The sequence below is a fragment of the Pseudomonas putida genome (assembly GCF_002025705.1).
In the GTDB taxonomy this organism is placed as follows: Bacteria; Pseudomonadota; Gammaproteobacteria; order Pseudomonadales; family Pseudomonadaceae; genus Aquipseudomonas; species Aquipseudomonas putida_J.
Genome location: NZ_CP018846.1, coordinates 241,428 through 266,971 on the forward strand (window position 1 = coordinate 241,428; position 25,544 = coordinate 266,971).

Annotated in this window: 22 protein-coding genes, 1 tRNA gene and 1 pseudogene; 14 read left to right on the plus strand and 10 right to left on the minus strand. The window is 63.6% G+C overall.

What is annotated here, in order from left to right; genetic code table 11:
* Positions 1 to 47: 47 nt before the first annotated feature.
* The 9 genes from BUQ73_RS01150 to BUQ73_RS01195 all read left to right on the plus strand — a co-directional run bounded on the left by BUQ73_RS01150 (position 48) and on the right by BUQ73_RS01195 (position 11,793).
* The gene (locus BUQ73_RS01150; protein ID WP_079226350.1) at positions 48 to 1,442 is read left to right on the plus strand and encodes an MFS transporter; all 1,395 of its coding nucleotides are present in this window, start codon (positions 48 to 50) and stop codon (positions 1,440 to 1,442) included.
* Positions 1,443 to 1,451: 9 nt separating this feature from the next.
* The gene (locus BUQ73_RS01155) at positions 1,452 to 1,994 is read left to right on the plus strand and encodes a single-stranded DNA-binding protein (RefSeq protein ID WP_027917840.1); all 543 of its coding nucleotides are present in this window, start codon (positions 1,452 to 1,454) and stop codon (positions 1,992 to 1,994) included.
* Positions 1,995 to 2,588: 594 nt separating this feature from the next.
* Entirely contained in the window at positions 2,589 to 5,657 is a 3,069-nt protein-coding gene (fdnG, locus tag BUQ73_RS01165) for a formate dehydrogenase-N subunit alpha (RefSeq protein WP_152031493.1), read from the plus strand.
* Positions 5,657 to 6,607, plus strand: coding sequence for a formate dehydrogenase subunit beta (fdxH, locus tag BUQ73_RS01170; protein ID WP_079226352.1), 951 nt, complete (start codon positions 5,657 to 5,659; stop codon positions 6,605 to 6,607). Before fdnG ends, fdxH begins: the two co-directional genes overlap by 1 nt.
* Positions 6,604 to 7,260, plus strand: coding sequence for a formate dehydrogenase subunit gamma (locus BUQ73_RS01175; protein WP_027917836.1), 657 nt, complete (start codon positions 6,604 to 6,606; stop codon positions 7,258 to 7,260). The genes fdxH and BUQ73_RS01175 overlap by 4 nt, the downstream gene beginning before the upstream one ends.
* Positions 7,261 to 7,264: 4 nt before the next feature.
* Complete coding sequence (gene fdhE / locus BUQ73_RS01180) at positions 7,265 to 8,185, plus strand: formate dehydrogenase accessory protein FdhE (protein ID WP_079226353.1); 921 nt, start codon at positions 7,265 to 7,267, stop codon at positions 8,183 to 8,185.
* A gap of 162 nt (positions 8,186 to 8,347) precedes the next feature.
* Positions 8,348 to 9,775, plus strand: a complete 1,428-nt coding sequence (selA, locus tag BUQ73_RS01185) for an L-seryl-tRNA(Sec) selenium transferase (protein WP_079226354.1) — start codon at positions 8,348 to 8,350, stop codon at positions 9,773 to 9,775.
* Positions 9,772 to 11,691, plus strand: a complete 1,920-nt coding sequence (selB, locus tag BUQ73_RS01190) for a selenocysteine-specific translation elongation factor (RefSeq protein ID WP_079230461.1) — start codon at positions 9,772 to 9,774, stop codon at positions 11,689 to 11,691. The genes selA and selB overlap by 4 nt, the downstream gene beginning before the upstream one ends.
* A 6-nt stretch (positions 11,692 to 11,697) precedes the next feature.
* Positions 11,698 to 11,793: transfer RNA gene (locus BUQ73_RS01195), tRNA-Sec, on the plus strand.
* A gap of 139 nt (positions 11,794 to 11,932) precedes the next feature.
* Here BUQ73_RS01195 and BUQ73_RS01200 read toward each other — a convergent pair.
* Positions 11,933 to 12,919 (minus strand): asparaginase, encoded by a 987-nt coding sequence (locus BUQ73_RS01200; RefSeq protein ID WP_079226355.1) that lies wholly within the window; start codon positions 12,917 to 12,919, stop codon positions 11,933 to 11,935.
* Positions 12,920 to 12,991: 72 nt separating this feature from the next.
* On the minus strand, positions 12,992 to 14,434 hold the full coding sequence (locus BUQ73_RS01205) for an alanine/glycine:cation symporter family protein (RefSeq protein WP_079226356.1): 1,443 nt from the start codon (positions 14,432 to 14,434) through the stop codon (positions 12,992 to 12,994).
* A gap of 179 nt (positions 14,435 to 14,613) precedes the next feature.
* On the opposite strand from BUQ73_RS01205, the gene BUQ73_RS01210 reads away from it, so the two are divergent.
* A complete protein-coding gene (locus tag BUQ73_RS01210) occupies positions 14,614 to 15,423 on the plus strand; it encodes a helix-turn-helix domain-containing protein (protein ID WP_079226357.1) in 810 nt (269 codons plus the stop codon).
* An 11-nt stretch (positions 15,424 to 15,434) separates the two neighbouring features.
* Here the strand turns inward: BUQ73_RS01210 and BUQ73_RS01215 are convergent, their stop codons facing one another.
* Both BUQ73_RS01215 and BUQ73_RS01220 read right to left on the minus strand, forming a co-directional pair.
* Positions 15,435 to 16,280 (minus strand): alpha/beta hydrolase, encoded by an 846-nt coding sequence (locus tag BUQ73_RS01215; RefSeq protein ID WP_079226358.1) that lies wholly within the window; start codon positions 16,278 to 16,280, stop codon positions 15,435 to 15,437.
* Between the two features lie 12 nt (positions 16,281 to 16,292).
* Positions 16,293 to 17,086, minus strand: a pseudogene (locus BUQ73_RS01220) (TSUP family transporter).
* A gap of 299 nt (positions 17,087 to 17,385) precedes the next feature.
* On the opposite strand from BUQ73_RS01220, the gene BUQ73_RS01225 reads away from it, so the two are divergent.
* Positions 17,386 to 18,270, plus strand: a complete 885-nt coding sequence (locus BUQ73_RS01225) for a sugar nucleotide-binding protein (RefSeq protein ID WP_054886538.1) — start codon at positions 17,386 to 17,388, stop codon at positions 18,268 to 18,270.
* The gene (locus BUQ73_RS01230) at positions 18,263 to 19,195 is read left to right on the plus strand and encodes an NAD-dependent epimerase/dehydratase family protein (protein ID WP_079226359.1); all 933 of its coding nucleotides are present in this window, start codon (positions 18,263 to 18,265) and stop codon (positions 19,193 to 19,195) included. The genes BUQ73_RS01225 and BUQ73_RS01230 overlap by 8 nt, the downstream gene beginning before the upstream one ends.
* A 128-nt stretch (positions 19,196 to 19,323) precedes the next feature.
* Here the strand turns inward: BUQ73_RS01230 and BUQ73_RS01235 are convergent, their stop codons facing one another.
* Positions 19,324 to 19,767: a winged helix-turn-helix transcriptional regulator gene (locus tag BUQ73_RS01235; protein WP_079226360.1), complete on the minus strand. Its 444-nt coding sequence runs from the start codon at positions 19,765 to 19,767 to the stop codon at positions 19,324 to 19,326.
* 103 nt (positions 19,768 to 19,870) lie between these two features.
* Here BUQ73_RS01235 and BUQ73_RS01240 point away from each other — a divergent pair, with 103 nt between their 5' ends.
* Positions 19,871 to 21,064: an MFS transporter gene (locus BUQ73_RS01240; protein WP_079226361.1), complete on the plus strand. Its 1,194-nt coding sequence runs from the start codon at positions 19,871 to 19,873 to the stop codon at positions 21,062 to 21,064.
* On the opposite strand, the gene BUQ73_RS01245 is transcribed toward BUQ73_RS01240, so the two are convergent.
* The 5 genes from BUQ73_RS01245 to BUQ73_RS01265 all read right to left on the minus strand — a co-directional run bounded on the left by BUQ73_RS01245 (position 21,052) and on the right by BUQ73_RS01265 (position 25,056).
* Positions 21,052 to 21,735 (minus strand): OmpW/AlkL family protein, encoded by a 684-nt coding sequence (locus BUQ73_RS01245; RefSeq protein WP_079226362.1) that lies wholly within the window; start codon positions 21,733 to 21,735, stop codon positions 21,052 to 21,054. The genes BUQ73_RS01240 and BUQ73_RS01245 overlap by 13 nt on opposite strands.
* 109 nt (positions 21,736 to 21,844) lie before the next feature.
* Complete coding sequence (locus tag BUQ73_RS01250) at positions 21,845 to 22,480, minus strand: DUF3299 domain-containing protein (protein WP_237772734.1); 636 nt, start codon at positions 22,478 to 22,480, stop codon at positions 21,845 to 21,847.
* Between the two features lie 11 nt (positions 22,481 to 22,491).
* A complete protein-coding gene (locus BUQ73_RS01255; protein WP_079226364.1) occupies positions 22,492 to 23,757 on the minus strand; it encodes an ABC transporter permease in 1,266 nt (421 codons plus the stop codon).
* Complete coding sequence (locus BUQ73_RS01260; protein WP_079226365.1) at positions 23,757 to 24,467, minus strand: ABC transporter ATP-binding protein; 711 nt, start codon at positions 24,465 to 24,467, stop codon at positions 23,757 to 23,759. Before BUQ73_RS01260 ends, BUQ73_RS01255 begins: the two co-directional genes overlap by 1 nt.
* A 1-nt stretch (position 24,468) precedes the next feature.
* Positions 24,469 to 25,056 carry a DUF2796 domain-containing protein gene (locus tag BUQ73_RS01265; RefSeq protein WP_079226366.1) on the minus strand — a complete coding sequence of 196 codons (588 nt, stop codon included), beginning with the start codon at positions 25,054 to 25,056 and terminating at the stop codon, positions 24,469 to 24,471.
* Positions 25,057 to 25,186: 130 nt separating this feature from the next.
* Between BUQ73_RS01265 and BUQ73_RS01270 the strand changes: the two genes are divergently transcribed.
* Complete coding sequence (locus tag BUQ73_RS01270) at positions 25,187 to 25,522, plus strand: hypothetical protein (protein WP_079226367.1); 336 nt, start codon at positions 25,187 to 25,189, stop codon at positions 25,520 to 25,522.
* The last annotated feature ends 22 nt before the right edge of the window (positions 25,523 to 25,544 follow it).

Sequence of the window (25,544 nt, forward strand, 5' to 3'; positions counted from 1 at the left end):
AGCTGTCGGACTGATAGAATCGCCGCCGGTTCACACGAGGTTTATCCATGCACGACACCCACAACGAGCGCATGAGCAGCGGCGAAACCCGCGCTGCTGGCGGCCTGGCCCTGGTCTTTGCCTTTCGTATGCTGGGCATGTTCATGGTCTTGCCGGTGCTGGCCACCTACGGCATGGACCTGGCCGGCGCCACGCCCGCGCTGATTGGCCTTGCCATTGGCGCCTATGGCCTGACACAGGCAGTATTGCAGATCCCGTTCGGGATGATTTCCGACCGCATCGGCCGCCGCCCGGTGATTTACCTGGGGCTGGTGATCTTTGCCCTGGGCAGCGTATTGGCGGCCCAGGCTGACTCCATCTGGGGCGTGATCGCCGGGCGAATCCTGCAGGGCGCCGGGGCGATTTCCGCTGCGGTCATGGCACTGCTGTCCGACCTGACCCGCGAGCAACACCGGACCAAGGCCATGGCCATGATCGGCATGAGCATCGGGTTGTCGTTCGCCGTGGCCATGGTTGTCGGCCCGTTGCTGACAAGTGCCTTTGGTTTGTCAGGCTTGTTCCTGGCCACTGCAGGACTTGCCCTGGTCGGCATCTTGCTGATCGCGTTCGTCGTGCCCAACACCCACAGCATTCTGCAGCATCGTGAATCCGGTGTGGCGCGCCAGGCCATTGGCCCGACCCTGCGCCATCCGGACCTTCTGCGCCTGGATGTGGGTATCTTCATCCTTCACGCCATCCTCATGGCCAGCTTCGTCGCACTGCCGCTGGCCTTCGTCGAGCGCGGTGGCCTGCCGAAAGAGCAGCACTGGTGGGTGTACCTGACCGCGCTGTTGATCTCATTTTTTGCAATGATCCCGTTCATCATCTACGGCGAAAAAAAGCGCAAGATGAAACGTGTGTTGGCAGGTGCGGTCAGTGTCCTGCTGCTGACGGAGGTATTCTTCTGGCAGTGGGCTGACGGTTTGCGCGGACTGGTGATTGGCACCGTGGTATTCTTTACCGCATTCAACCTGCTGGAGGCCTCGTTGCCTTCGCTGGTGAGCAAGGTGTCGCCTGCTGGTGGCAAGGGGACGGCGATGGGGGTGTATTCCACCAGCCAGTTCCTCGGTGCCGCTCTTGGAGGAATCCTCGGTGGCTGGCTGTTCCAGCACGGCGGGCTGAACCTGGTGTTCCTTGGTTGCGCAATCCTGTGTGCCATCTGGTTGGTCGTCGCTTTGCGCATGAACGAGCCACCCTATGTGACCAGCCTGCGCATGCCGCTGACGCCAGAGGCAGTTCGGGAAGCCGGCTTGACCGAGCGCCTGATGGCCGTGCCGGGTGTGACCGACGCCGTGGTGGTGGCAGATGAAGCCGCCATCTATATCAAACTGGATACGAAAATTTTGGACCGTGCGACCCTCGAGCGACTGGTAAATCCAGCCTCTTCGGCGTGCGAAGCCTAGGAGAACGTTATGGCCCGTGGGGTTAACAAAGTCATTCTGGTCGGCACCTGTGGCCAGGATCCCGAAGTCCGCTACCTGCCCAACGGTAACGCCGTGACCAACCTGAGCCTGGCCACCAGCGAGCAGTGGACCGACAAGCAGTCGGGCCAGAAGGTCGAGCGTACCGAGTGGCACCGTGTGTCGCTGTTCGGCAAGGTTGCCGAAATCGCCGGCGAGTACCTGCGCAAAGGTTCGCAGTGCTACATCGAAGGCAAGCTGCAGACCCGCGAGTGGGAAAAAGACGGCATCAAGCGCTACACCACCGAAATCATCGTCGACATCAACGGCACCATGCAGCTGCTCGGCGGCCGTCCGCAGGGCCAGCAAGGCGGCGGCGATCAGTACAATCAGGGTGGCGGCAACTACGGTGGCGGCCAGCAGCAACAGTACAACCAGGCTCCGCCACGCCAGCAGGCCCAGCGCCCGCAGCAGCAACAGCGTCCGGCGCCGCAGCAGCCAGCACCGCAGCCGGCGGCTGACTTTGACAGCTTTGATGACGATATTCCGTTCTGATTGAACGGTCTGGCGTTTAGCTGGAATAGAAACCCAGGGCAGATGCTCTGGGTTTTTTTATGGCTGGTGGGCATGCCAGAAGAGGAGGAGACGGCCACCAGATGCTCGCCAAAACATGTTCAGCGCCTGTGAGATCGAGCGCCGCCCGCGCGGCGCATCGCGGATAAATCCGCTCCTACAGTCTGTTTCGGGCCAGTTATCTTGCAGCATTGGCGCGCGTGCCCTGGGCGCATGGCAGAAGACAGATTGAGCAGCAGTAGCGATACCTTTCGATTACGAATGGGACAAAGAAGGCGGACAGCGGTGACCATCACAGGATGGACTGGCCCCGAAACAGACTGTAGGAGCGGATTTATCCGCGATGCGCCGCGCGGGCGGCGCTCGGTCTCACAGGCGCCATAGAATCCAAGGCATGCACCTGGCAGCCCAAATGCAACCGTCGAACACAACCAATCCCCACACCCCTGACCCATGTCATCGCACCTTCTGGTTTCTTGACTAGTCTTACCTATTGGCGGCCGTCAAAACCGCCCCCGTGACTACCAAGAGGCGCCGGCCATGTTCCGTGCGTCCAAACCTGATCAGGAGTGCACGATGGATCTCAACCGTCGGCAGTTCTTCAAGGTCGCCGCCGTCGGCCTTGGAGGCTCGAGCCTGGCGGCGTTGGGCATGGCCCCGACGCCGGCCTTCGCCGAGCAGGTGCGTCACTTCAAGCTGGCGCACACCAAAGAAACCCGCAACACCTGCCCCTACTGCTCGGTCGGCTGCGGCCTGATCCTGTACAGCCAGGGCGATGCGGGCAAAAACGTCAAACAGAACATCATCCACATCGAAGGCGACGCCGATCACCCGGTCAACCGCGGCACCCTGTGCCCGAAAGGTGCCGGCCTGCTCGACTTTATCCACAGCCCCAGCCGCCTCAAGTATCCAGAGATGCGCAAGCCGGGCAGCAATGAGTGGGTACGGGTCAGCTGGGACGAAGCGCTCGACCGCGTCGCCGACCTGATGAAAAAGGACCGCGACGCCAACTTCATCGAGAAGAACGCCCAGGGGCAAACCGTCAACCGCTGGCTTACCACCGGTTTTCTCGCTGCCTCCGCTGCCTCCAGCGAGGCCGGCTACCTGACCCACAAGGTCGTCCGCGCAACAGGCATGCTGGGGTTCGATAACCAGGCACGTGTCTGACATGGCCCGACGGTGGCAAGTCTTGCCCCGACGTACGGCCGTGGCGCCATGACCAACCACTGGTCCGATATCGCCAACGCGAATCTGGTCCTGGTGATGGGTGGCAACGCAGCAGAAGCGCATCCGTGTGGCTTCAAATGGGTGACCGAGGCCAAGGCGCATAACCAGGCGCGGCTGATCGTGGTCGACCCGCGGTTTACCCGTACCGCTTCGGTGGCGGATTACTACGCGCCGATCCGTACCGGTACCGACATCGCTTTCATGGGCGGGCTGATCAACTACCTGCTGAGCAACGACAAGATCCAGCACGAGTACGTGCGCAACTACACCGACGTGTCGTTCATCGTCAAAGAGAGCTATGGCTTCGAGGACGGGCTGTTCAGCGGCTATGACGAGGCCAAGCGCGTGTATGCGGATAAGTCCGGCTGGGGCTACGAGCTGGGTGAGGACGGCTTCGCCAAAGTCGACCCGACCCTGCAGCACCCGCGCTGCGTGTATCAGTTGATGAAGCAGCACTACAGCCGCTACACCCCGGAACTGGCGAGCATGACCTGTGGCATGCCGCAGGACGCCATGATGAAGGTCTGGGAAGAGATCGCCAGTTGCTCGGTGCCGGGCAAGACCATGACGATCCTCTACGCGCTCGGCTGGACGCAGCACTCGATTGGCGCGCAGATCATCCGTAGTGCGGCCATGGTCCAGCTGCTGCTGGGCAACGTCGGCATGCCGGGTGGCGGGGTCAACGCCTTGCGCGGGCACTCCAACATCCAGGGCCTGACCGACCTCGGCCTGCTGTCCAACTCTTTGCCGGGCTACCTGACCCTGGCTGGCGACGCCGAGCAGGACTACGCCACTTACATCGACAAGCGTGCGTCGAAGCCGCTGCGCCCGGGGCAGTTGTCGTACTGGCAGAACTACGGCAAGTTCCACGTCAGCCTGATGAAGGCCTGGTACGGCGCCAACGCCACCGCAGAAAACAACTGGGGCTACGACTGGCTGCCCAAGCTCGATGTGCCGGCCTACGACGTGTTGCGCATGTTCGAGATGATGGGCCAAGGCAAGGTCAATGGCTACGTGTGCCAGGGTTTCAACCCGATTGCCGCGCTGCCGGACAAGAACCGCGTCACTGCGGCCCTTGGCAAGCTCAAGTGGCTGGTGATCATGGACCCGCTGGCCACCGAAACCTCGGAGTTCTGGCGCAACGCCGGGCCGTTCAACGACGTCGACACGGCCAATATCCAGACAGAGGTGATTCGCCTGCCCACTACCTGTTTCGCCGAGGAGGATGGTTCGCTGGTCAACAGCAGCCGTTGGCTGCAGTGGCACTGGAAAGGCGCCGACGGCCCGGGCGAGACCCGCACCGACGTGCAGATCATGAGCGAGCTGTTCCTGCGCCTGCGTCATCGTTACCAGACCGAGGGCGGTGCCTACCCTGATGCGATGATGAACATCCACTGGCCGTACAAGATCCCTGAAGAGCCATCGCCTGAGGAGCTGGCCAAGGAGATGAACGGCTGGGCGGTCAGCGACCTCACCGACGCCACTGGTGCCACGCTCAAGGCCGGCCAGCAGTTGGCAGGCTTTGCCCAGATGAAGGACGACGGCAGCACCGCTTCCGGCTGCTGGATCTTCGCCGGTTGCTGGACCGAACAGGGCAACCAGATGGCCCGCCGCGACAACAGCGACCCGTACGGCATGCATCAGGTGCAGAACTGGGCCTGGGCCTGGCCAGCCAACCGCCGCATTCTTTACAACCGTGCTTCCAGCGACCCGCAAGGCAAACCCTGGGACCCGGAGAAGAAGCGCCTGGTGTGGTGGAACGGCAAGGCCTGGACCGGTACCGACGTGCCCGACTTCAAGGTCGACTCGCCGCCAGAGGCGGGGATGAACCCGTTCATCATGAACCCCGAAGGCGTGGCGCGGTTCTTCGCCATCGACAAGATGGCCGAAGGCCCGTTCCCCGAGCACTACGAGCCGTTCGAGACGCCAATTGGCATCAACCCACTGCACCCGCAGAACAAGAAGGCCACCAGCAACCCGGCCGGTCGGATCTTCGATTCGGTGTGGGACACCCTGGGTACGCACGACGAGTTCCCCTATGCAGCGACGACCTACCGGCTGACCGAGCATTTCCACTTCTGGAGCAAGCACTGCCGCCTGAATGCCATCGCGCAGCCCGAACAGTTCGTCGAAATCGGCGAGGTGCTGGCCAACGAGAAGGGCATCAAGGCCGGTGACCGCGTGCGGGTGTCGAGCAAGCGCGGGCATATCGATGCGGTCGCGGTGGTGACCAAGCGGATTCGTCCGTTGCAAGTCAACAACCAGACCGTGCACCAGATCGGCATCCCGCTGCACTGGGGCTTCACCGGGACCACGCGCCATGGCTACCTGACCAACACCCTGGTGCCGTTCCTCGGTGACGGTAACACCCAGACGCCAGAGTCCAAGTCGTTCCTCGTCAAAGTGGAGAAACTCTGATGGCCAGCCAAGACATCATCGCCCGCTCGGCCACCACCACCGTTCCGCCCTCGGTACGCCAGCTGGAGGAGGTCGCCAAGCTGATCGACACCACCAAGTGCATCGGCTGCAAGGCCTGCCAGGTGGCGTGCTCGGAGTGGAACGAACTGCGAGACGAGGTCGGCCACAACCACGGCACCTACGACAACCCCCAGGACCTTACGGCCGAGACCTGGACCTTGATGCGCTTCACAGAGCACGAGCGCGACGACGGCAACCTGGAGTGGCTGATCCGCAAGGACGGCTGCATGCACTGCGCCGACCCAGGTTGCCTGAAGGCCTGCCCGAGCCCCGGGGCGATCATCAAGCACGCCAACGGCATCGTCGACTTCAACCAGGACCACTGCATCGGTTGCGGTTACTGCATCACCGGTTGCCCGTTCAACATCCCGCGTATCTCGCAGAAGGACCACAAGGCGTACAAGTGCACCTTGTGTTCCGACCGTGTAAGCGTGGGCCTGGAGCCGGCCTGCGTGAAGACCTGCCCGACCGGGGCGATCGTGTTCGGCAGCAAGGATGAGATGAAAGTGCATGCCGCCGAGCGCATCGTCGACCTCAAGTCGCGCGGTTACGACAAGGCCGGGCTGTACGACCCGGACGGCGTCGGCGGCACCCACGTGATGTATGTGCTGCACCATGCCGACACGCCGAAGCTGTACGCCGGCCTGCCGGACCAGCCGGTGATCAGCCCGCTGGTGGGCTTGTGGAAGGGCTTCACCAAGCCGCTGGCGCTGCTGGCCATGGGCGCGGCGGTGCTGGCCGGGTTCTTCCACTACGTGCGGGTGGGGCCACAGCGGGTGGAAGAGGACGAACACCCCACACCGCCGGACGAAAGCGTGCATCAGGTTGACCCGTCGGTGCATGTCTATGATCCGACCAAGCCCGGTGGGCAAGGGGAGCAGCGGCCATGAACGACAACAAACCTATCCTGCGCTACAACGCCAACGAGCGGACCAACCACTGGATCGTCGCGATCCTGTTCATGACGGCAGGGCTCTCGGGGCTGGCGCTGTTCCACCCGGCACTGTTCTGGCTCAGCCATCTGTTCGGCGGCGGGCCTTGGACGCGCATCCTGCACCCGTTCCTGGGCGTGGCGATGTTCGTGTTCTTCCTGGGCCTGGTGGTGCGCTTCTGGCGTGCCAACTTCATCACCGCCAACGACCGCCTTTGGCTGCGCCGCGTGGACCGGGTGATGTTGAACAAGGAGGAGGGCGTGCCGCCAATTGGCAAGTACAACGCCGGCCAGAAGCTGCTGTTCTGGACCCTGCTGGCGTGCATGCTGGTGCTGCTACTCAGCGGCGTGGTGATCTGGCGCGCGTATTTCAGCCACCTGTTCGGCATCGAGGTCATTCGCCTGTCGGCGCTGGCCCACGCCCTGGCGGCGTTCGTGCTGATCCTAAGCATCATCGTGCATATCTACGCTGGTATCTGGATCAAGGGCTCGATCGGCGCCATGCTGCATGGCTGGGTCAGCCGCGCCTGGGCACGCAAGCACCATGAGTTGTGGTACCGCGAAGTGACCGGCGACAAGACGCCGAGCAATCATGGACGCAAAGAAGGATGAGCGCTTGAGCACGATACTCGAACCTGGGCAGATCGAAGCTTCGGCGGTAATGCCGCCGTTTCTGCATCTGCCGCCTGCCAATTTGTTTGCAATGCGCGCAGCGCGCCTGGAATACCTGGCCGAGGGCAATGCCCTGGGTGATTACCTGCGGCTGATCGCGCAGCTGTGCCACGTCCAGCAGCAGCTTGTGGATAACCCACCCGGCGGTTTGCCGGTGGCCGAGGAGCGTCAGCGCCTGTGCATAAGTCATGGCCTGCCACCGCTGGCAGCCGACAGCCTGGTGCGCGAAGGGCCGTGGCTGGTCTGGTTGCAGGCCTTGCTTACCCACCTTGACAGTGAGGCTAGCGGCCCGCTGGGCGAGGCGCTGCAGGCCCTGCGCGACAGTGATGATAGCCAGCGCAAGGGCTGGGGTATCGCCTTGCTCGGCGGGCAGTACGATGCGCTGCCAGCGGCGTTGGTGCCGTTCATTGGCGCCGCCTTGCAGGCTGCCTGGTCGAGCTGGTTGCTGGCGCTGCCAGCCCCCGAGCTCAAGCCCGCCGGCAGCCTGGCCCAGTGCCCGGCCTGCGGTTCGCCAGCAATGGCCGGGGTTGTGCGTAACCGTGGCAAGCACAACGGTTTGCGTTACCTGGCCTGTTCGCTGTGCGCCTGTGAGTGGCATGTGGTGCGGGTCAAGTGCGTGTACTGCGAGTCGAGCAAGGATTTGCGCTACACCAGCCTTGAAGATGACCGCCATGCACCGGGCAAGGCGCCGCTGCGTGCCGAGTGTTGCCCAGGCTGCGAGAGCTACCTGAAGCAGAATTACCTGGAGAACGATGCCGCGGCCGAGCCACTGGCTGACGACCTGGCTAGCCTGGCGCTGGATATCCGGCTGGACGAAGAGGGCTTCCATCGCCTGGCACCGAACCTGATGTTCGCGCCTGGGTAGTAGGGGAGTGTCTACACTGTAATACCGAGTCGCCTGCTTCGCGGGTAAACCCGCTCCCACAAAGGCCTGCGCCGTCTCCCAGACCTGTGGAGAACCCTGTGGGAGCGGGCTTGCCCGCGAAGAGGCCAGAACAGACAACGGATCAGTCCAAGGTAGTACTGCATGTCTTCCAGCCTCGCCAGCGACACCCCACGCCTGCCCTCCATCGACACTCTTCTGCGCCACCCGGCATGCTTGCCGCTGATCGACCGCCATGGCCGCGACGCCGTCCTGGCCACCCTCAGGCAGTTGCTCGACGACCTGCGCGCCCCGGCCCTGCGCGGCGAACTCGGCAGTGCCGAGCTGGCCCCGGAAATCCTCCTCGGCCGTACCGGCGAACGCCTGGCCATCCAGCAACGCAGCCAGGTCCGTCGTGTGTTCAACCTCACCGGCACCGTGCTGCACACCAACCTCGGCCGTGCGCTGCTGCCCGAGGAAGCCATCGAGGCCATGCAGACCGCGGCCCGCTACCCGCTCAACCTGGAGTTCGACCTGGCCACCGGCAAGCGCGGCGACCGTGACGACCTGATCGAAGGCTTGATCCGCGAACTGACCGGCGCCGAAGCCGTCACCGTGGTTAACAACAACGCGGCCGCTGTGCTGCTGGCGCTCAACAGCCTGGGTGCGCGCAAGGAGGGCATCATCTCCCGCGGTGAACTGATCGAGATCGGCGGCGCCTTTCGCATTCCCGATATCATGGCCCGTGCCGGGGTGAAGCTGCACGAGATCGGCACGACCAACCGTACCCACGCCCGCGACTATGAGGCCGCCGTTGGCCCGCGCACCGGCTTGCTGATGCGCGTGCACTGCAGCAACTACAGTATTCAGGGCTTCACCCACCAGGTACCGACGGCCGAGCTTGCGCGTATCGCCCACCAGCATGAACTGCCGCTGCTCGAAGACCTCGGCAGCGGCAGCCTGCTCGACCTCACGCGCTGGGGCCTGCCCGCCGAGCCGACGGTGCGCCAGGCCTTGGCCGATGGCGCCGACATCGTCACCTTCAGCGGCGACAAGCTGCTGGGTGGCCCTCAGGCCGGGATCATCGTCGGTCGCAAGGCGCTGATCGCCAAGATCAAGAAAAACCCGCTCAAGCGCGCCTTGCGCGTCGACAAGATCACCCTCGCAGCACTCGAGGCGGTGCTGGCGCTGTACCGCAACCCCGACCGCCTGGCCGAGCGCCTGCCGAGCCTGCGCCTGCTCACCCGCAGCCAGGCCGAGATCCAGGCCCAGGCCGAGCGCCTGGCACCGCAACTCAAGGCCCGCCTGGGCGAGCAGTGGGTAGTAAGCGTTCAACCGGCGCTGGGCATGATCGGCAGCGGCAGCCAGCCGGTGGCGCGCCTGCCAAGCGCGGCGCTGTGCCTGCGCCCGCAAGTGTCGAAGAAACTGCGCGGGCGCAGCCTGCATGTGCTGGAGCGGGCCCTGCGCGACCTGCCGGTGCCGGTGCTCGGGCGCATCGATGACGACGCCTTGTGGCTAGACCTGCGTCAGCTCGATGATGAAGCCCAGTGGCTGGCGCAGTTGCCGGCCTTGCAATTGGGGCCAGTGCAGTGATCGTCGGCACCGCCGGTCACATCGACCACGGCAAGACCGCGCTGCTTCAGGCCATCACCGGCCAGGCCGGTGACCAGCGCCAGGAAGAGCGCGCCCGTGGCATGACCATCGACCTTGGCTACCGCTATGCTGCGCTGGCAGAAGGGGCGGCGTTGACCGGTTTCATCGATGTGCCGGGCCATGAGCGGTTTATCCACAACATGCTGGCGGGCGCCCATGGCATCGACCTGGTGCTGCTGGTGGTGGCGGCCGACGATGGGGTGATGCCGCAGACCCGCGAGCACCTGGCGATCATCGAGCTGTTGGGGATTCCCCAGGCGCTGGTGGCGATAAGCAAATGTGACCGGGTTGAGCCTGAACGCCTGGCAGAAGTGCAGGCGCAGGTCAGAGCGTTGCTGGCAGACGGGCCATATGCCAAGGCACGGCAGTTCCCAGTGTCGAGCATCACCGGGCAAGGTATCGAGGTATTGCGCCGGGCCTTGCTGGAGGCCGAGGTGCAAGTGCGCCAACGCAGCGTGCGCGGTGGCTTTCGCCTGGCGGTCGATCGCGCCTTTGCCGTGACCGGCGCCGGGGTGGTAGTCACTGGCACAGCGCTGGCCGGGCGCGTCAGTGCCGGCGACACCTTGCTGCTGGGCAAAGGCGGCAAGCCGGTGCGGGTGCGTGGCCTGCACGCGCAGAACCAGGTGGCACTGGTGGCTGAGGCCGGCCAGCGGGTGGCGCTGAACATCGCCGCCGAACGCCTGGCAGTAGAGCAGGTGCACCGAGGTGACTGGCTGGTGCCCGAATGGCTGCATGCGCCCAGCGTGCGGGTGGATATCGAACTTTACCTGCTACCTGGTGAAACCCGCATTTTCGAGCATTTCAGTGCCGTTCACGTGCACCTCGGCACCCAGGATGTGACGGCCCGGGTGGCTTTGCTCGAAGGCGAAACCCTGGCCGCCGGCCAGCGCATGTTTGCCCAGCTTCTGCTTAACGCGCCGTTGCAGGCGGTACACGGTGACCGCGTGGTGCTGCGAGACCAGCGTGCGCAGCGCACCCTCGGCGGCGGCAAGGTGCTCGACCCGTTTGCGCCAAGCCGGCAGCGCCGCAGTGCCGAACGCCTGCGCCAGTTGCAGGTGCTGCGCGATGCAGATGGCCTGGAGGAGGCTATGTCGGCCTTGCTCGCCAGTGCGCTTGGTGGCCTTGACCCGCAGCGCCTGGAGCGCCAGTTCAACCGCCAGCGTGAAACCTGGCTATTGCCCAATGATGTGCAAGTGGTGGCCACGCGTCAGGGCCCACTGCTTTTTGCCAAGGGCCAATGGCAGGCACTGAGGCACCAGGTGTTGGAGCAGCTGGCGCGGTTCCATGAACAGGAGCCCGACCAGCTTGGCCCGGACCGCGATCGCCTGCGCCGCTTCGCTGCCTTGCCGCTGGAGCGCCCGGCGTTTGTCAGCCTGCTCGATGAGCTGCTCAATGATGAGCTGGTAGCCAGCAGCGGGCCATGGCTGCATTTGCCTGATCACAAGGTGCAGTTGAGCGCCGCCGACAGCGTGCTATGGGCGCAGCTGCAGCCGAAACTGCTGGCAGGGCAATATGATCCGCCTTGGGTCAGGACGTTGGCCGCAGAAGAAAATTGCGCGGAGGCGGATGTGCGCCTGCTACTGCGCAAGCTGGCCCGGCTGGGCCTGGTGCATCAGGTGGTGCGTGACCTCTTCTACCCTGAGGTGACGCTACAGCGCATGGCAGAGCTGCTGCTGGGGCAGGCTAACGAGACGCCGGTAGTGCAGGTTGCCGCGTTTCGCGATATGTTGGGCATCGGTCGCAAGCGCAGTGTGCAGATTCTCGAATACTTCGACCGCATCGGCTTGACCCGGAGGGTGGCCGATCAGCGTCACATCCGCGCCGACAGCGCCCTGGCCCAGCAGGCCAGGCACTGAGTTCAAGGAAGGCAATCGCGCCCGGTGGCGCGGCCGGGCTTCAAACCCGGTTGGGGACGGCAGCCGTTCCCGGGCAGGTTCGACTCCCGCTGCCTTCCGCCATTCTCACCGCATTGCAAGGCGCTCTTCTGTAGGAGCGGCCTTGTGTCGCGAAAGGGGCGCGAAGCGGCCCCGGGTTTTCAGCTTCGTCGCATAGGTCGCCGGGGCTGCTTTGCAGCCCTTTCGCGACGCAAGGCCGCTCCTACAGCCGCTCTCCACACAGATCCAGCGCGAACCAGTGCTCGGCAGCATCCACATCCAACCCCGCCCCCAGCAGCGCAAACATCTTGCCCAGCGCCGCCTCGCGGGTCATGCCGCCACCACTGACCAGCCCGGCGCCGCGCAAGCGATTACCCGCCGCATAGGTATCGAACACCACCGACCCTTCCGGACACTGGCTGATGGCGGCCAGCAGCACACCACGCTGGCGCGCTGCACGCAGCACCTCCAGCAGCGCCTGGTCGTCCGACGGGCCGGTACCACTGCCATAGCACTCCAGCAGCAGCCCTTGTACGCCACTGCCGAGCAATGCCTTCAGGTGCGCGGCCTGCAGGCCCGGGAACACCGGCATCACCGCCAGGTTGACCGGTTGGCGCTGCTGGCGATAGCCCAGAGCGGCAGGCAAATCGGTGGCACGCTCGCCTTCACGATGGCGCGGCAGTGCGGCGAAGGCGTCAAAGGCCTCGCTACGCAGTTTCGAAGTCCGGCAGCCATGCAGCAACTGGCCGTGGAAATATAACTGCACGCCAGCTTCCAGGCCCTGTCCGACCTGGCGCAGGGCCCCGCACAGGTTGTCCCAGGCATCGCTCCCCGGCGCCCCGGCCGGCAGCATCGAGCCGGTCAGCAGCACCGGCACCGGCAGGCCCAGCAGCAGGAACGACAGCGCAGCGGCGCTGTAGGCCAGGCTATCGGTGCCATGCAGCACCAGCACGCCGTCATGGCCAGCGTCCACTGCTGCGACGATGGCATCGCGCATCGCCAGCCAGTTGTGTTGCTGCATGTTGGCGCTGTCGAGCAACGGGTTCATTTCCTGCAGCGTCCATTGCACCTGGGGCGCATCGGGCAGCTGGGCGAGGTGTTCGCGCATGCGCGTGTCGAAACCACCGGCCGGCGCCAGGCCTTCGGCGGTTTCCAGCATGCCGATGGTGCCACCGGTGTAGAGGACGAGGAGATTCTTGACTGCACGCATGGAAAGCATCCGAAGCGGTGAGCGGAGGTAGAGCAGCCGCCCACGGAAGGGGCGGCTGGGCAGGGGAGGATATCAGCGCTGCGACTGAGCTTGGCCGACTGCTTTGTCAGTGGCTGTTTCCGCCTGTGGATTGGCAGGCCAGGCGTTGCGGTCCAGGTCCAGGTCGGCGAACTTCGACGAGTCGAACACTGGCTGCTGGATGCCGGCCTTGCGCTGGTCATCGTAGTCGCGCATCACCCGCAGGCCGACTTTGAACAGCAGGGCCAGGGCTACCAGGTTGACGAAGGCCAGGCAGGTCATGGTGATGTCGGCGAAGGCGAACACGGTCGACAGGTCCTGCATCGAGCCCCACACCACCAGCGCCAGTACCAGGGCACGGAACGCCAGCAGCACCATGCGGTTGCGGCTGAGGAACTGCAGGCTGTTTTCGCCCAGGTAGTAGTTGTAGAGGATGCAGGTGAATACGAACAGCGACAGTGCCACGCTGACGAACAGGCGGCCCCAGTCACCGACCACGGCGGCCAGCGAGTTCTGGGTCAGGACGATGCCGTCACCTTCGAAGCCTGGGGTGTAGAAGCCCGACAGCAGGATCAGCAGCGCGGTGCAGGTGCAGATCACGAAGGTGTCGAGGAACACGCTGAATGCCTGGACCACGCCCTGGGCACCTGGGTGCTTCACGGCGGCCACGGCAGCTACGTTCGGGGCACTGCCCAGACCGGCTTCGTTGGCGAACACGCCACGCTTCACGCCCATGACGATGGCGCTGCCAAGCAGGCCGCCGAACGCCGGGTCGAGGCCAAAGGCGCTCTTGAAGATGGTTTCCAGCATGGCGGGCACGTGTTCGATCTGGGTGCCGATCACGTACAGGGTCACGCCGATGTAGGCCAGGGTCTTGACCGGTACCAGCAGGTCCGACACCGCCGCGATACGCTTGATGCCACCGAGGAAGGTGATTGCCAGCAGCACCGCCAGGACGATACCGGTGTGGCGCGGGTCGAAGGCAAAGGCGTTCTGCAGCGAGTGGGTCACGGTGTACGACTGCAGGCCGATGAAGGCGAAGCCGTAGGTGACCAGCAGCAGGATCGAGAACACGATGGCCATGCTTTTGCGCTTCAGGCCGTGCTGGATGTAGTAGGCCGGGCCACCACGGTACAGGCCGTCGCCGTCGGCGCGCTTGTAGACCTGGGCCAGGGTGCATTCGAAGAAGCTGCTGGCCATGCCGACCAGTGCCGTGACCCACATCCAGAACACCGCGCCTGGGCCACCCAGGGTTACGGCGATGCCGACACCGGCGATGTTACCGGCGCCAACGCGGCCGGCCAGGCTCAGCATCAGAGCCTGGAAGGAGCTCAGCTGGCCTGCCTGGCCACGCAGCGACTCTTTGAAGACGGCGAACATGTGGCCGAAGTGGCGGAACTGAACGAACCGCGAACGGATGGTGAAGTAACCGCCGAGACCGACGATCAGCACGATGAGAAGTTTCCCCGAGAGGAAATCGTTGAGTGCTTCGAGCATTGGAAAATGACCTCGATTCTTATTCTTCGCATGGAATGACTAGCGGACGGCAGGCGCACCGCTATTCGTTGGGGCGCATGGTTGGCCATGACAAGAGTGGTTACAATTTCGCGGGTTGCTCTGATTTGGTGCGACTTGATGCTAGACTGGCATCATTCGCGTCACCTGAGTCCCCTGTCATGAGCGATCATTTCGCTACCAACCTCAAATTGGCCTGCAGCCACTACCGCTCTATCTCGGAAGTTTGCCGCCAGCTCTCGATCAACCGCGCGCAGTTCAACAAGTACCTGAGCGGCCAGAGCCGACCGACGCCTTTCAACCTCAAGCGCATCGGTGATTTCTTCGGTGTCGAGGATTACGAGCTGAATCTGCCGGCCGAGCAGTTCGCCCGCCTGATCGGCGCACGCGTATCGACTGTCACCGACCAGCCCGGCGACCCGATCAGCGAACTGTTCCGCCCGCTGCACGATCAAGCCGGCAACCTGTCGCGCTATTGCGGGTATTACTTCGAGTATTCCAACTGCATGTCGGTACCCGGCACCATCCTGGTGTCGCTGGTGCACCTGTGGGAGGAGCGCGGCCGCTTCATGTTCGAGCGCCAGGAACGCCAGGAGCGCTCCAGCGCCACCGACCAGCATGCCGAGGTGCGCTGCCGTTACCTGGGAGCGGCGTTCCAGCTGCAGGACCGGATGTTCCTCATCGACTACGAGTCGCTGACCTTCAACGAGATGAGCCAGACCATCCTCATCCCCAGCTTCAAGAGCCGCATCACCCGCCTCAATGGCCTGAAGGCCGGGGTGTCGAGCGGCGACCGGCGCAATCCGGCCTGCACCCGCGTGGTGTGGGAGTATCTGGGCGAGGAGATCAACCGCATCAATGCCTATCGGCAGGTCAGGCTGTACCGGCCGGATGACCCACGGATAGATGACGATGTGCGCGAGCGGTTGAGTGTGGGGCCGCTCAGTAACGGGCTGTTTGAAATCGAGTGATGGTCAGCGCGTCACGCGCCGTCGAGGATGAACGTTGCAACCGCATTGCCAACCTTGTCCGCGATGGCCGGCGTGCTGCGTAAGTGGGCGGCGATGCCGTGGTCACAGTCTGTAAGGAACAGGCATTGCAAACGCGCCGCCGGCACGGCCCGCATCAGCGCGTGGGTGACCTCTTCAGGGATCGGGCTGTAGCGCTCGGTACCGGCCAGCCACAGGTTACCTGCGCTGGTCCCTGGCCCTTTGCCGAAGCGTTGCGAGTTGAGCCCGTCATACTCGCCAATCACCATCAGCACTCTGCCCTGGAACTGCTTTAGAAAGGCATAGCTGTCGCTATCGAGAAAGCCGTAAGGCTTGCTGATGGCCGCTGTGAATGCCGGGCCAAACGGCGCTTGGTGGGCATCATCGGGATAGACCGCTGGGCAGATCAACACGATGCTGCGCACTTGCGGCAACCGTGCCGCAAGTTTCAATGCGATTGCTGCGCCCAGGCTGTGGCCTATGAGTGTTTGGCATAGAGGCGCGATATGCGCGTGGAATCGCAGTGCCTCTTCGAGGTTGGTATTTAGTGACGGCGACACTGCGCCTGGTTCGCTGGCGAGGCTGTGGCCGGAAAGATTGCCAGTGAGCGACCCGATGCCAGCGGCTTGCAAGCGATAGAGCAGGGGATTGAGCCGGGTAAAGTCCGAACGCGCGCCACCCAGCACGAATGCCGGTGCTGCGCGCTCGGTATCAGGAACCAACAATCGGGCCTGTTGCAGGTAGCTTCCGAATTGTTCATCGATGAACAGCTCTTTGCCCGGGGCGGGCTCGTCGAACTGCCATTTCAGGCGCTGCTGGGTGCCCGTTTGCCAGTGCATGGTGCTCTCTAGCTAGAAGAACTGATTGTGCAGCCATTCGCCAAGTGGGTTGCCTGAGTCGAGCAACAGCTTCAGTGCCATGATGCAGCATACGCAGACCAGCAGCGGTTTGATCAGCTGCGGGCCGAAATGTACTGCGCAGCGTGCCCCCAACTGTGCCCCCACTAACGCGGCAAACGCCATTGCCAGCGCCAGCGGCCAGATGATCGCCCCGCTCAGTGAGAACACCGACAACGCGCCCAGGTTGCAAGCTGCGTTCAGCAGTTTGCTGTTGCACACGGCTTGTATCAGGTGCTGGCCCAGCAGTATCACGCAGGCCAGCATGAAGAACGAGCCGACCCCCGGGCCAAAGATCCCGTCATAGAAACCGATGATCGGAGCCACTGCCACGCAGCACAGGCTAGTCGAAATCTTTGCCTTGCGCGCTTGTTCATTCGATTTTGGGCTGAAGGCGAAGTAGGCCGCCACCAGAATCAGCAATATGGGTACGCAAGCTTGTAAAACGTTCTTGGGTACGTAGCTGACAGACAAGGCGCCCAGGGCCCCTCCGATGAAGGACAGACAGCCATGGGGCTGCCGCGCTTCCAGTCGATCATGCCTTTGCGGGCAAAAGCGCACGTAGCCGACACCGTGGCCGAAGCCGCCTGGAATTTGTTGGTGGCAATAGCTGCCAAGGGTTCTATGCCGGCAACGAACAAGACCGGGAGTGTGATCAAGCCCCCGCCTCCTGCGATCGCATCAAAAAAGCCAGCCATCAGTGCAACCAGGGCGAGTATCAGGATGAGGTTCAAGTCGAGTTCGATCACTGGGTGTTTTCCTGTTCTCAGCCACTAATGGGGCATTGAACATTCCTTGTTGTTGTTTTTATGCAGCTCCTCACCTGGCAAGTGGGTGAGTCAACTATTCAATGCAGTTATGCTGCTTCGCGAAAGCCAGCTCATTCCCGGCATGCTGTAGGAGAAGTCTGATGGCGACTGTCTTGATATTTGTAAAACTGAATTCACTACCGTCGGCGGCCTTGGCCAGGCCCTGCGTTGGACTTCCCGGGCAGGAAACCGCAAAATGACCCCTTTCCCTCATCAACCTGTTCGGATCTGCTGACTCTATGCGTATGCGCCTGATGCTGTTGGGTGGTGGCAATGCCCTCGGGCAAGCGCTGATTCGTCTCGGGGCCGAGGAGGACATCGCATTCCTGGCACCGCGCCCGCCGGAAAACGGCTGGGCCCCGGCCAGCCTCACTCAGCTGCTTGACGATCATCGCCCCGATGCCCTGGTCAACCTGGCCTACTACTTCGACTGGTTCCAGGCCGAGTCGGTCAGCGACCAGCGTCTGGCCCAGCAGGAGCGGGCTGTAGAGCGGTTGGCGGAGTTGTGCCAGCATCACCAGATCACCCTGGTGCAGCCTTCCAGCTACCGGGTGTTCGATGGTTCGCGGGCCACCGCCTACAGCGAGAAGGACGAACCGGTACCGCTGGGCCAGCGTGGCCAGGCGCTGTGGCGTATCGAGCAAAGCGTGCGCGCGGCGTGCCCGCAGCATGTGCTGCTGCGCTTTGGCTGGTTGTTGGACGAGAGCATCGACGGCGCCCTGGGCCGCTTCCTGACCCGCGCCGAACAACCGCAGGAGCTGCTGCTGGCCGATGACCGGCGCGGCAACCCGACGCCGGTAGACGACGCTGCGCGGGTGATCCTGTCGGTGCTCAAGCAGCTTGATTGCAGTGCACCGCTGTGGGGTACCTACCACTACGCCGGCAACGAGGCGACCACGCCGCTGGCGCTGGGCCAGGCGATTCTCAGCGAGGCCGGGCAGTACCGTCAGCTGGCAGTGCAGGCGCCGACCGCGCAGGCCCATGCCGCACGGCCGGACGCCAGCGAGGAGCCGCAACACGCGGTACTGGCCTGCAAGAAAATTCTTCACACTTTCGGTATCAAGCCGCGTGCCTGGCGCGCGGGCTTGCCACCATTACTGGATCGATTCTACCGCCATGGCTGATGCCCCCATCCTGATCACCGGCGGCGCCGGCTTTATTGGCTCCCACCTGTGCGATGCGTTGCTGGCCAAAGGCTACGCCGTACGTATTCTCGACGACCTTTCCACCGGCAAGCGCGACAACTTGCAGTTGGGCAACCCGCACCTGGAGCTGATCCAGGGCGATGTGGCCGACGCCGAGCTGGTTCAGCGTGCTGCCGCCGGTTGCCGTGCCGTGGTCCACCTGGCTGCGGTGGCGTCGGTGCAGGCGTCGGTCGAAGACCCGGTGAAGACCCACCAGAGCAACTTCATCGGCACCCTCAACGTGGCCGAAGCCATGCGCGTGCATGGCGTGCGCCGCGTGGTCTTTGCATCAAGCGCAGCAGTGTATGGCAACAATGGTGAAGGTGAGTCGATTGCTGAGGACACGCCCAAGGCGCCGTTGACGCCCTACGCGGTGGACAAGCTGGCCAGCGAGCAATACCTCGACTTCTACCGCCGTCAGCATGGCCTGGAGCCGGTGGTGTTCCGCTTCTTCAACATCTTCGGCCCGCGCCAGGACCCTTCCTCGCCGTATTCCGGGGTGATCAGCATCTTCAGCGAGCGGGCGGCCCAGGGCTTGCCGATCACCGTGTTCGGTGATGGCGAACAGACCCGTGACTTCCTCTACGTCGGCGACCTGGTGCAGGTGATGGTGCAGGCACTGGAGCAACCGCAGGTGGAAGAGGGCGCGGTGAACGTCGGCCTGAACCAGGCGACTTCGCTGAACCAGATGCTCAAGGCGCTGGAGCAGGTGGTGGGCAGTTTGCCGGCGATCAGCTACGGCCAGGCGCGGTCGGGTGACATTCGCCATTCCCGGGCGGACAACCAGCGTTTGCTGGCGCGTTTCGACTTCCCGCAGCCGACCCCGATGGTCGAAGGGCTGGCCAAGCTGCTCGGCAAGGCTTGAGATAGCCGGGGCTGCTTTGCAGCCCATTCGCGACACAAGGCCGCTCCTACAGCAGACCGCAATCTATTGTAGGAGCGGCCTTGCCGGGGCGCCGGACCGGTCGGAAAGGGGTGCGAAGCGCCCCCTGTTCACCGATGGCGCACCAGCTTGCGCTGGCAATCCTCCGCCGCCAGTGGCCTTCCGTCCTCTGCACGTACCTGCAGAAGCTCGACAGCTTGCCCCTTGGCACTGTCCACCAGTGCCGAGCGCACTTCCCCCGCCTCGAACAGAAACCGCTCCCCCCACTGGCGCAACCCCACCACGATCGGAAACACCGAGCGGCCTTTCTCGGTCAGCACATATTCCTTGTACGCACTGCCATCGGACGCCGGCTGCAAAGCCAGCAACCCGCTCTCCACCAGCAACTTCAGCCGCGACGCAAGGATGTTCTTCGCCAGCCCCAGGTTCTTCTGAAACTCGCTGAAACGGCGCAGGCCATCGAAGGCATCGCGCAGGATCATCAGCGCCCAACGGTCACCCAGCACTTCCAGCGCCCGAGCCACGGGGCATTGAGCGTTCACTTCGTCGAGCATTGGCAACACCTGTGTTGTTCATCTGGTTGCAGATTAAAACCACATTTGCTAAATATCCATCATGTGGTTTTAATTTGAAACCAGTTGCGAAGGAGTCAGCCCGATGAATCGCTGGATATCCCTCTTGCTTGCCTCTACCAGCGCCATGGCCGTGGCCACGGTCTATTTCGCTCAGCCTTTGCTCGAGTCGATAGCCAGAGACCTGGGCGTGGCGCAGCAGCAGATCGGTTGGGTGGTCGGCGCAACGCAGGCGGGTTATGCCGTTGGGCTGATCCTGATCGTGCCCCTTGGCGATCTGATCGAGCGCAAACGCCTGCTGCTGGTGCAACTGCTGCTTGCCACCGTGGCCTTGATCGGTGTTGGCCTGGCGCAGCAGTGGCTGGTTCTGCTGGCTGCTTTGGCTCTGGTCGGGCTGATGGCGGTCATGGTGCAGGTCATGGTCGCCCACGCCGCCACCCTTGCCACCCCGGCCAGTCAGGGCCAAGCGGTGGGCACGGTCACCAGCGGCGTGGTGCTGGGCATTTTGCTGGCACGTCTGGTTTCAGGTGCGCTCGCCGACCTGGCCGGATGGCGTACGGTGTACTTCGTGGCGGCGGTTGTGCTCATGCTGATGGCCGTGGTGCTCTGGCGCTGGTTGCCCGCCAGCCGGTTACCTGCGCAACGGCCAGGCTACCTGCAACTGATCGGCTCGTTGTTCACCTTGTATCGACACGATCGTCTGCTGCGCCGGCACGGGCTGTTCGGCCTGTTGATCTTCGCGGCGTTCAGCGTGTTGTGGAGTGCCATGGTGTTGCCCCTGAGTGCGCCACCGCTGGCGCTCAACCATACCGAGGTCGGCCTGTTCGGCCTGGCGGGTATCGCCGGTACCTTGGCGGCGTCGCGGGCCGGTCGTCTGGCTGATCGAGGGCTGGGTGAGCGTACCACCGGGCTGGCGCTGGGCCTGCTGACGTTGTCGTGGCTGCCGGCAGCCTGTGTCGGGCACTCGCTGACGGCGTTCGCGCTGGGTGTGCTGATGCTGGATTTTGCGGTGCAAGCGGTGCATGTCACCAACCAGAGCCTGTTGCTGGCGGGGCGTGGCGCGATGGCCAGCCGGTTGATCGGCGCCTACATGTGTTGCTACTCGATCGGCAGTGGGCTGGGGGCGGTGCTGGCGAGTTGGGTTTATGCGCGCTGGGGCTGGATTGCGGTGTGTGGGCTGGGGATGGCGATCAGTGCGCTGGCGCTGGGGTGCTGGTCCTGGGGGCAACGAGAAAGGGCGACCGAAGCCGCCCTGCCGTGTTCGGGTCAGAACTTGTAGCCAAGGCCGACCATGTACACCCAAGGGTCGACATCGACGTCGACCTTGGTTTTGCTGTAGCCCAGTGCGGTCGGGCCGTTGACGCTGGCCTTGGTGTCGATGTCGACGTACCAGACCGAGGCGTTCACCAGCAGGTTGTCGGTGATCATGTAGTCCATGCCCAACTGGCCGGCGATACCCACCGAGTCCTGCAGCTTGAGGTTGCTGAAGCCCTGTTGCTTGCGCTCGCCGGTCAGGTCTTCATCGAAGAACAGGGTGTAGTTGATGCCGACGCCAGCATAGGGCTGGAACTTGGAGTTAGGCTCCATCGGGTAGTACTGCACGGACAGGGTCGGTGGCAGCTGCTTGATGTCGGCCAGCTTGCCGTCCAGCCCGCCGCCCAGGCCTTTGACGCCTACGCTGTGCTTGAACGGGGTTGCAGCCAGCAGCTCCAGGCCGATGTGGTCGGTGAGCATGTAGGCGAAGGTCAGGCCCAGCTGGGTGTCGCTGTCCAGGGTCGCCTTGGTGCCCGACACCTTGTTGCCGTCGAATTTCAGGTCGCCGCTGCTTTCGTTCGGAGCAGTGGTGATGGCACCGGCGCGGACGATGACATCACCCGCTTTGTGGGCGTGGGCAACAGGGGCGGCGAGCGCAAGGGCCACAAGCGAGGCACCGAGCAAGGACTTGTTCATGGAAGCTCCCAAAGGACGTGAGTAATTGAATAGTCCAATGGTACGGAGCTGAATAAACGGAATGTTTGACCCAGCTCAAAGAAGCGTCATCACGAATTCGAAACAGTTCTCACTTGAGAACATAAGCGTATATTTTCTCGGCTTCCATCTGGTATCCGGCGTCGGCCAATTCGCTGCTGGAGGCTCTAACCTGCATCTTTCCCTCGATCCAGTAGGGCTGATAGAGGTCCTCCACACGCACACCCATTTCGCTGAAGATATGCACGATCTGGTTCGACGGCGGCGGTGGCACATGGATGCAGGCACCGTAGTAAGGCACCAGCAAGAACTCCGTGGTGCGGCCTTCTTCGCTCACCTCCAGCGGCACGATGTAGCCAGGAATCTTGACCTGCTGGCCATCGAGGCTTTTCACCACCGGGGCGTCGGGCCCTTGCTGGCGTGCCGGCGGGGCCGATTCGGCAGACAGCGCATCGCTCAACTGCGACATGTCGTGCAGCGGCGCCAGTTGTGGCGGGATGACCGGTGCGCCCTCAGGGATGAGCGCAGGCCAGTCCAGTTCACGCACCTCATCTGCCCAGGCTGGTAGAGCCAGTGAGAGCAGCACGGCCAGCAAGAGCTGTGCTGCCTGTCCCGGCCTCTTCGCGGGTAAATCCGCTCCCACAAAGCCCTCCACAGCTTTCAAAGCCAGCGCAGTACCTGTGGGAGCGGGTTTACCCGCGAAGAAGGCGATGAGGTTCCGGATCATTACACTGACTCTCAGAGATGAATCGACAAGCCATCGGCCAGCGACTGCCGATAGGCGCGCCAGGCCGGTACGCTGCCCATCAGCAGCGCTGCGCCAAGGATGATAGCCAGCAGCGTCCATTCATGTGCGCTAGGCAAGGCCAGGGGCAGGTACAGGCCGTAGTTGGCCTGCACGTAGCCTTGGGCCAGGGCGATGCCTGCGTACAGCAACCCAAGCCCTGCCGCGATGCCCGTCACCGCCAGCGCCAGCGCTTCGAGTACCAGCAGCCCGGCGATATGCCACGGGCGTGCGCCCACCGAGCGCAGGATCGCCATCTCCCGGCGGCGTTCGTTGAGGCTGGTGAGAATCGCCGTGAGCATGCCAATCAGGCCAGTCAGCACCACAAACAACGACACCACGAACAACGCCTGCTCGGCGGTGCCCATCAGGCTCCACAACTCCTGCAAGGCAACCCCAGGCAGGATCGCCAGCAGCGGCTCGCTGCGGTACTCGTTGATTTCGCGCTGCAGGCTGAAGGTGGCGATCTTGCTGTTCAGGCCGAGCATGAACGCGGTGATGGCTGCCGGCTGCAGGTCCATGGTCCGCGCCTGATCGGCGCTGATGCGCCCGGCACCACGGGCCGGCACGCCGTTGTGCCAGTCGATGTGGATGGCCTCCATGCCGCCGAGGCTGATGTGCAGGGTACGGTCGACCGGTGTGCCGGTGCGCTTGAGCACGCCGACCACGGTGAATGGTTTGTCGTCGTGCTTGACCAGGCTGATCGCAGCTACGCCGTGCGCCAGTACCAGCTTGTCGCCCAGCTTGTAGTGCAGCGCTTCGGCCACTTCGGCGCCGAGCACCACTTCGAACGGGTCGCTGGCAAACTCACGGCCCTGGCTCAGTTCCAGATGCTGCCGGCGACCGTACTGATAGTGGCTGAAATAGTCCGTGGTGGTGCCCATCACCCGGTAACCACGGTGTGAATCGCCCAGTGAAATGGGGATCGCCCACTTTACCCGCGGGTCTTGGGCATAGTGCTGGTAGCTGTCCCAGCGGATGTTGTTGGTGGCGTTGCCGATGCGAAATACCGAATACAGCAGCAGGTTCACCGAGCCCGAGCGGGCGCCGACAATCAGGTCAGTGCCGCTGATGGTGCTGGCGAAGCTGGCGCGAGCCTCGGTGCGTACGCGTTCGACAGCCAGCAACAGGCACACCGACAAAGCGATGGCGAAGGCAGTGAGAAAGGCGGTGAAACGGCGGTTGGCCAGGCTGGCCAGGGCAAGGCGGAGCAGGTACATCAGGCCTCCCGGGGCTTGGCGGCGCGGTTGAGTTCGGCCAGTGAAAGGTGACGGTCGAACAACGGTGCCAGGCTTTGGTCATGGCTGACGAACAGCAGGCTGGAACCGGCTGCGCGGCACTCGTCGAACAGCAGGCGAATGAACGCTTCGCGGGTGTCTGCATCCAGTGCCGAGGTCGGCTCGTCGGCAATCACCAGTTCCGGCTGGCCGATCAGTGCGCGGGCGGCGGCGACGCGCTGCTGCTGGCCGATCGACAGGCTGTCGGCACGCCGTGCAAGCAGCGCCGGGTCACCCAGGCCCAGGTGCGCGAGCAGTTCGCTGGCGGCCTGGTCGACGCTGCCGTGGCGCTGGGTGGCACGCTCGGCGCGGCTGCGCGAGAACCGGCACGGCAACTCGACGTTTTCCCGCACCGAAAGGAACGGCAGCAAGTTGAACTGCTGGAAGATGTAGCCGGTATGGTCGACACGGAAGCGGTCGCGTGCGCCTTGGCCGAGCGTGGCGAGGTCCTGCCCCAGTAGCTGGATACGCCCCTGGCCCGGCCGGTTGACCCCGCCGAGCAGGCCCAGCAGGGTGGTCTTGCCACTGCCGCTGGGGCCCTTGAGGAACAACGCTTCGCCGGCTTGCAGGCGGAACGCCGGGATATCCAGCAGCGGCGCCTGGCCGGGCCAGGCGAATACCAGGTCCTGCAGTTCAATCAACGGCTGGCTCATTTCAGAACGCGACCACGGCCTTGGCGGGCGAAGTTTCGACGCCTTTCTGGCCGTTCGGGCCGATCAGTTGCACATTGATCTTCTGGGTGGCCGGGAAGGCCTTGTATAGCGGGGCAAGGTCGATCTGGGCGAGTTTTTCCGGGTTGGCGCAGGTCAGCTGGTAGTGGGCATTGATGTCACTGTGCACGTGGCCTTTCTCATGCTCGTCACCGTCGTCGTCAGCTTTGGCCGCGTCACCAAACAGCGGGCTTTCCAGCTCTTGCTGGTCTTCCTTGCAGCCGGCGGCCGAGGCCAGGGCGAACAGCTTCAACGGTTGTTCGAGCTGTTGGCGCACAGCGGCCACCTTGGCCTTGTCGGTATCGCTGCTGGCCGTGTGCTCGAAGCCCACCAGGTTCATCGCCGGGCTGTCCAGCTCCAGTTCCAGGGTGTTGCCGTCGAGAACCGCGTTGAGCTTGGCCACGCCATGCTCGTGGGCTCCGAGGGTGCCGTGGGCGTGATCATGATCATGATCATGATCATGTTCGTCGTGGGCATGAGCCACGGCCAGGGGCAGCAGGGCGAAGGGCAGGGCGAGCAGCAGACGACGCATGGACGACTCCGGAGCGGGCTGAAAGATTCGGTTATGTTATAACAACTTTTCTTCGCGCCGCCAGCCTGCGTGGCGCAGGTTTCATGTTGCGGTAGGATGGCTGCATTGACCTGAGCTCAAGGAATGCATCGTGAGAATTCGTGGGCAGATTGGTGACTGGCCGGTGGACCTGACCATCGAGCTGGAGCCTTCGGAATGGGCGCAGTTGGGGCGGCAGATCGAAATACCGGTGCCTGAGCCGGTAGCCACGACAGCGTCGCCGCGCCAGGACGATGGGCAGTGGAATGCAGCGCGTGAGGTACTGCGCCTGGCAGGGCAGATGAGCGGGCCGGAGTTGCTGGACCGGTTGGAAGGGCTGGCCGGGAGTACCGCGGCGGGCAAGCGTTTGCTGGTGCGCTTGCGGCATAGCAGTGAGGTGAAGGTGGAAAGTGGCGCGGATGCGCCGGTGTATCACTGGCTGGGTTGAGGTTCTGGATTCTGGGGCCGCA

Excerpts from the sequence above, each read along its gene's own strand:
- BUQ73_RS01255 (WP_079226364.1), bottom strand. The coding sequence starts at position 23,757 with ATGTACCTGCTCCGCCTTGCCCTGGCCAGCCTGGCCAACCGCCGTTTC.
- selA (WP_079226354.1), top strand. The coding sequence starts at position 8,348 with ATGTCTTCCAGCCTCGCCAGCGACACCCCACGCCTGCCCTCCATCGAC.
- BUQ73_RS01200 (WP_079226355.1), bottom strand. The coding sequence starts at position 12,919 with ATGCGTGCAGTCAAGAATCTCCTCGTCCTCTACACCGGTGGCACCATC.
- BUQ73_RS01210 (WP_079226357.1), top strand. The coding sequence starts at position 14,614 with ATGAGCGATCATTTCGCTACCAACCTCAAATTGGCCTGCAGCCACTAC.
- BUQ73_RS01225 (WP_054886538.1), top strand. The coding sequence starts at position 17,386 with ATGCGTATGCGCCTGATGCTGTTGGGTGGTGGCAATGCCCTCGGGCAA.
- BUQ73_RS01265 (WP_079226366.1), bottom strand. The coding sequence starts at position 25,056 with ATGCGTCGTCTGCTGCTCGCCCTGCCCTTCGCCCTGCTGCCCCTGGCC.
- BUQ73_RS01155 (WP_027917840.1), top strand. The coding sequence starts at position 1,452 with ATGGCCCGTGGGGTTAACAAAGTCATTCTGGTCGGCACCTGTGGCCAG.
- BUQ73_RS01240 (WP_079226361.1), top strand. The coding sequence starts at position 19,871 with ATGAATCGCTGGATATCCCTCTTGCTTGCCTCTACCAGCGCCATGGCC.
- BUQ73_RS01205 (WP_079226356.1), bottom strand. The coding sequence starts at position 14,434 with ATGCTCGAAGCACTCAACGATTTCCTCTCGGGGAAACTTCTCATCGTG.
- BUQ73_RS01250 (WP_237772734.1), bottom strand. The coding sequence starts at position 22,480 with ATGATCCGGAACCTCATCGCCTTCTTCGCGGGTAAACCCGCTCCCACA.
- BUQ73_RS01175 (WP_027917836.1), top strand. The coding sequence starts at position 6,604 with ATGAACGACAACAAACCTATCCTGCGCTACAACGCCAACGAGCGGACC.
- fdxH (WP_079226352.1), top strand. The coding sequence starts at position 5,657 with ATGGCCAGCCAAGACATCATCGCCCGCTCGGCCACCACCACCGTTCCG.
- BUQ73_RS01245 (WP_079226362.1), bottom strand. The coding sequence starts at position 21,735 with ATGAACAAGTCCTTGCTCGGTGCCTCGCTTGTGGCCCTTGCGCTCGCC.
- BUQ73_RS01215 (WP_079226358.1), bottom strand. The coding sequence starts at position 16,280 with ATGCACTGGCAAACGGGCACCCAGCAGCGCCTGAAATGGCAGTTCGAC.
- BUQ73_RS01235 (WP_079226360.1), bottom strand. The coding sequence starts at position 19,767 with ATGCTCGACGAAGTGAACGCTCAATGCCCCGTGGCTCGGGCGCTGGAA.
- BUQ73_RS01150 (WP_079226350.1), top strand. The coding sequence starts at position 48 with ATGCACGACACCCACAACGAGCGCATGAGCAGCGGCGAAACCCGCGCT.
- BUQ73_RS01260 (WP_079226365.1), bottom strand. The coding sequence starts at position 24,467 with ATGAGCCAGCCGTTGATTGAACTGCAGGACCTGGTATTCGCCTGGCCC.
- BUQ73_RS01230 (WP_079226359.1), top strand. The coding sequence starts at position 18,263 with ATGGCTGATGCCCCCATCCTGATCACCGGCGGCGCCGGCTTTATTGGC.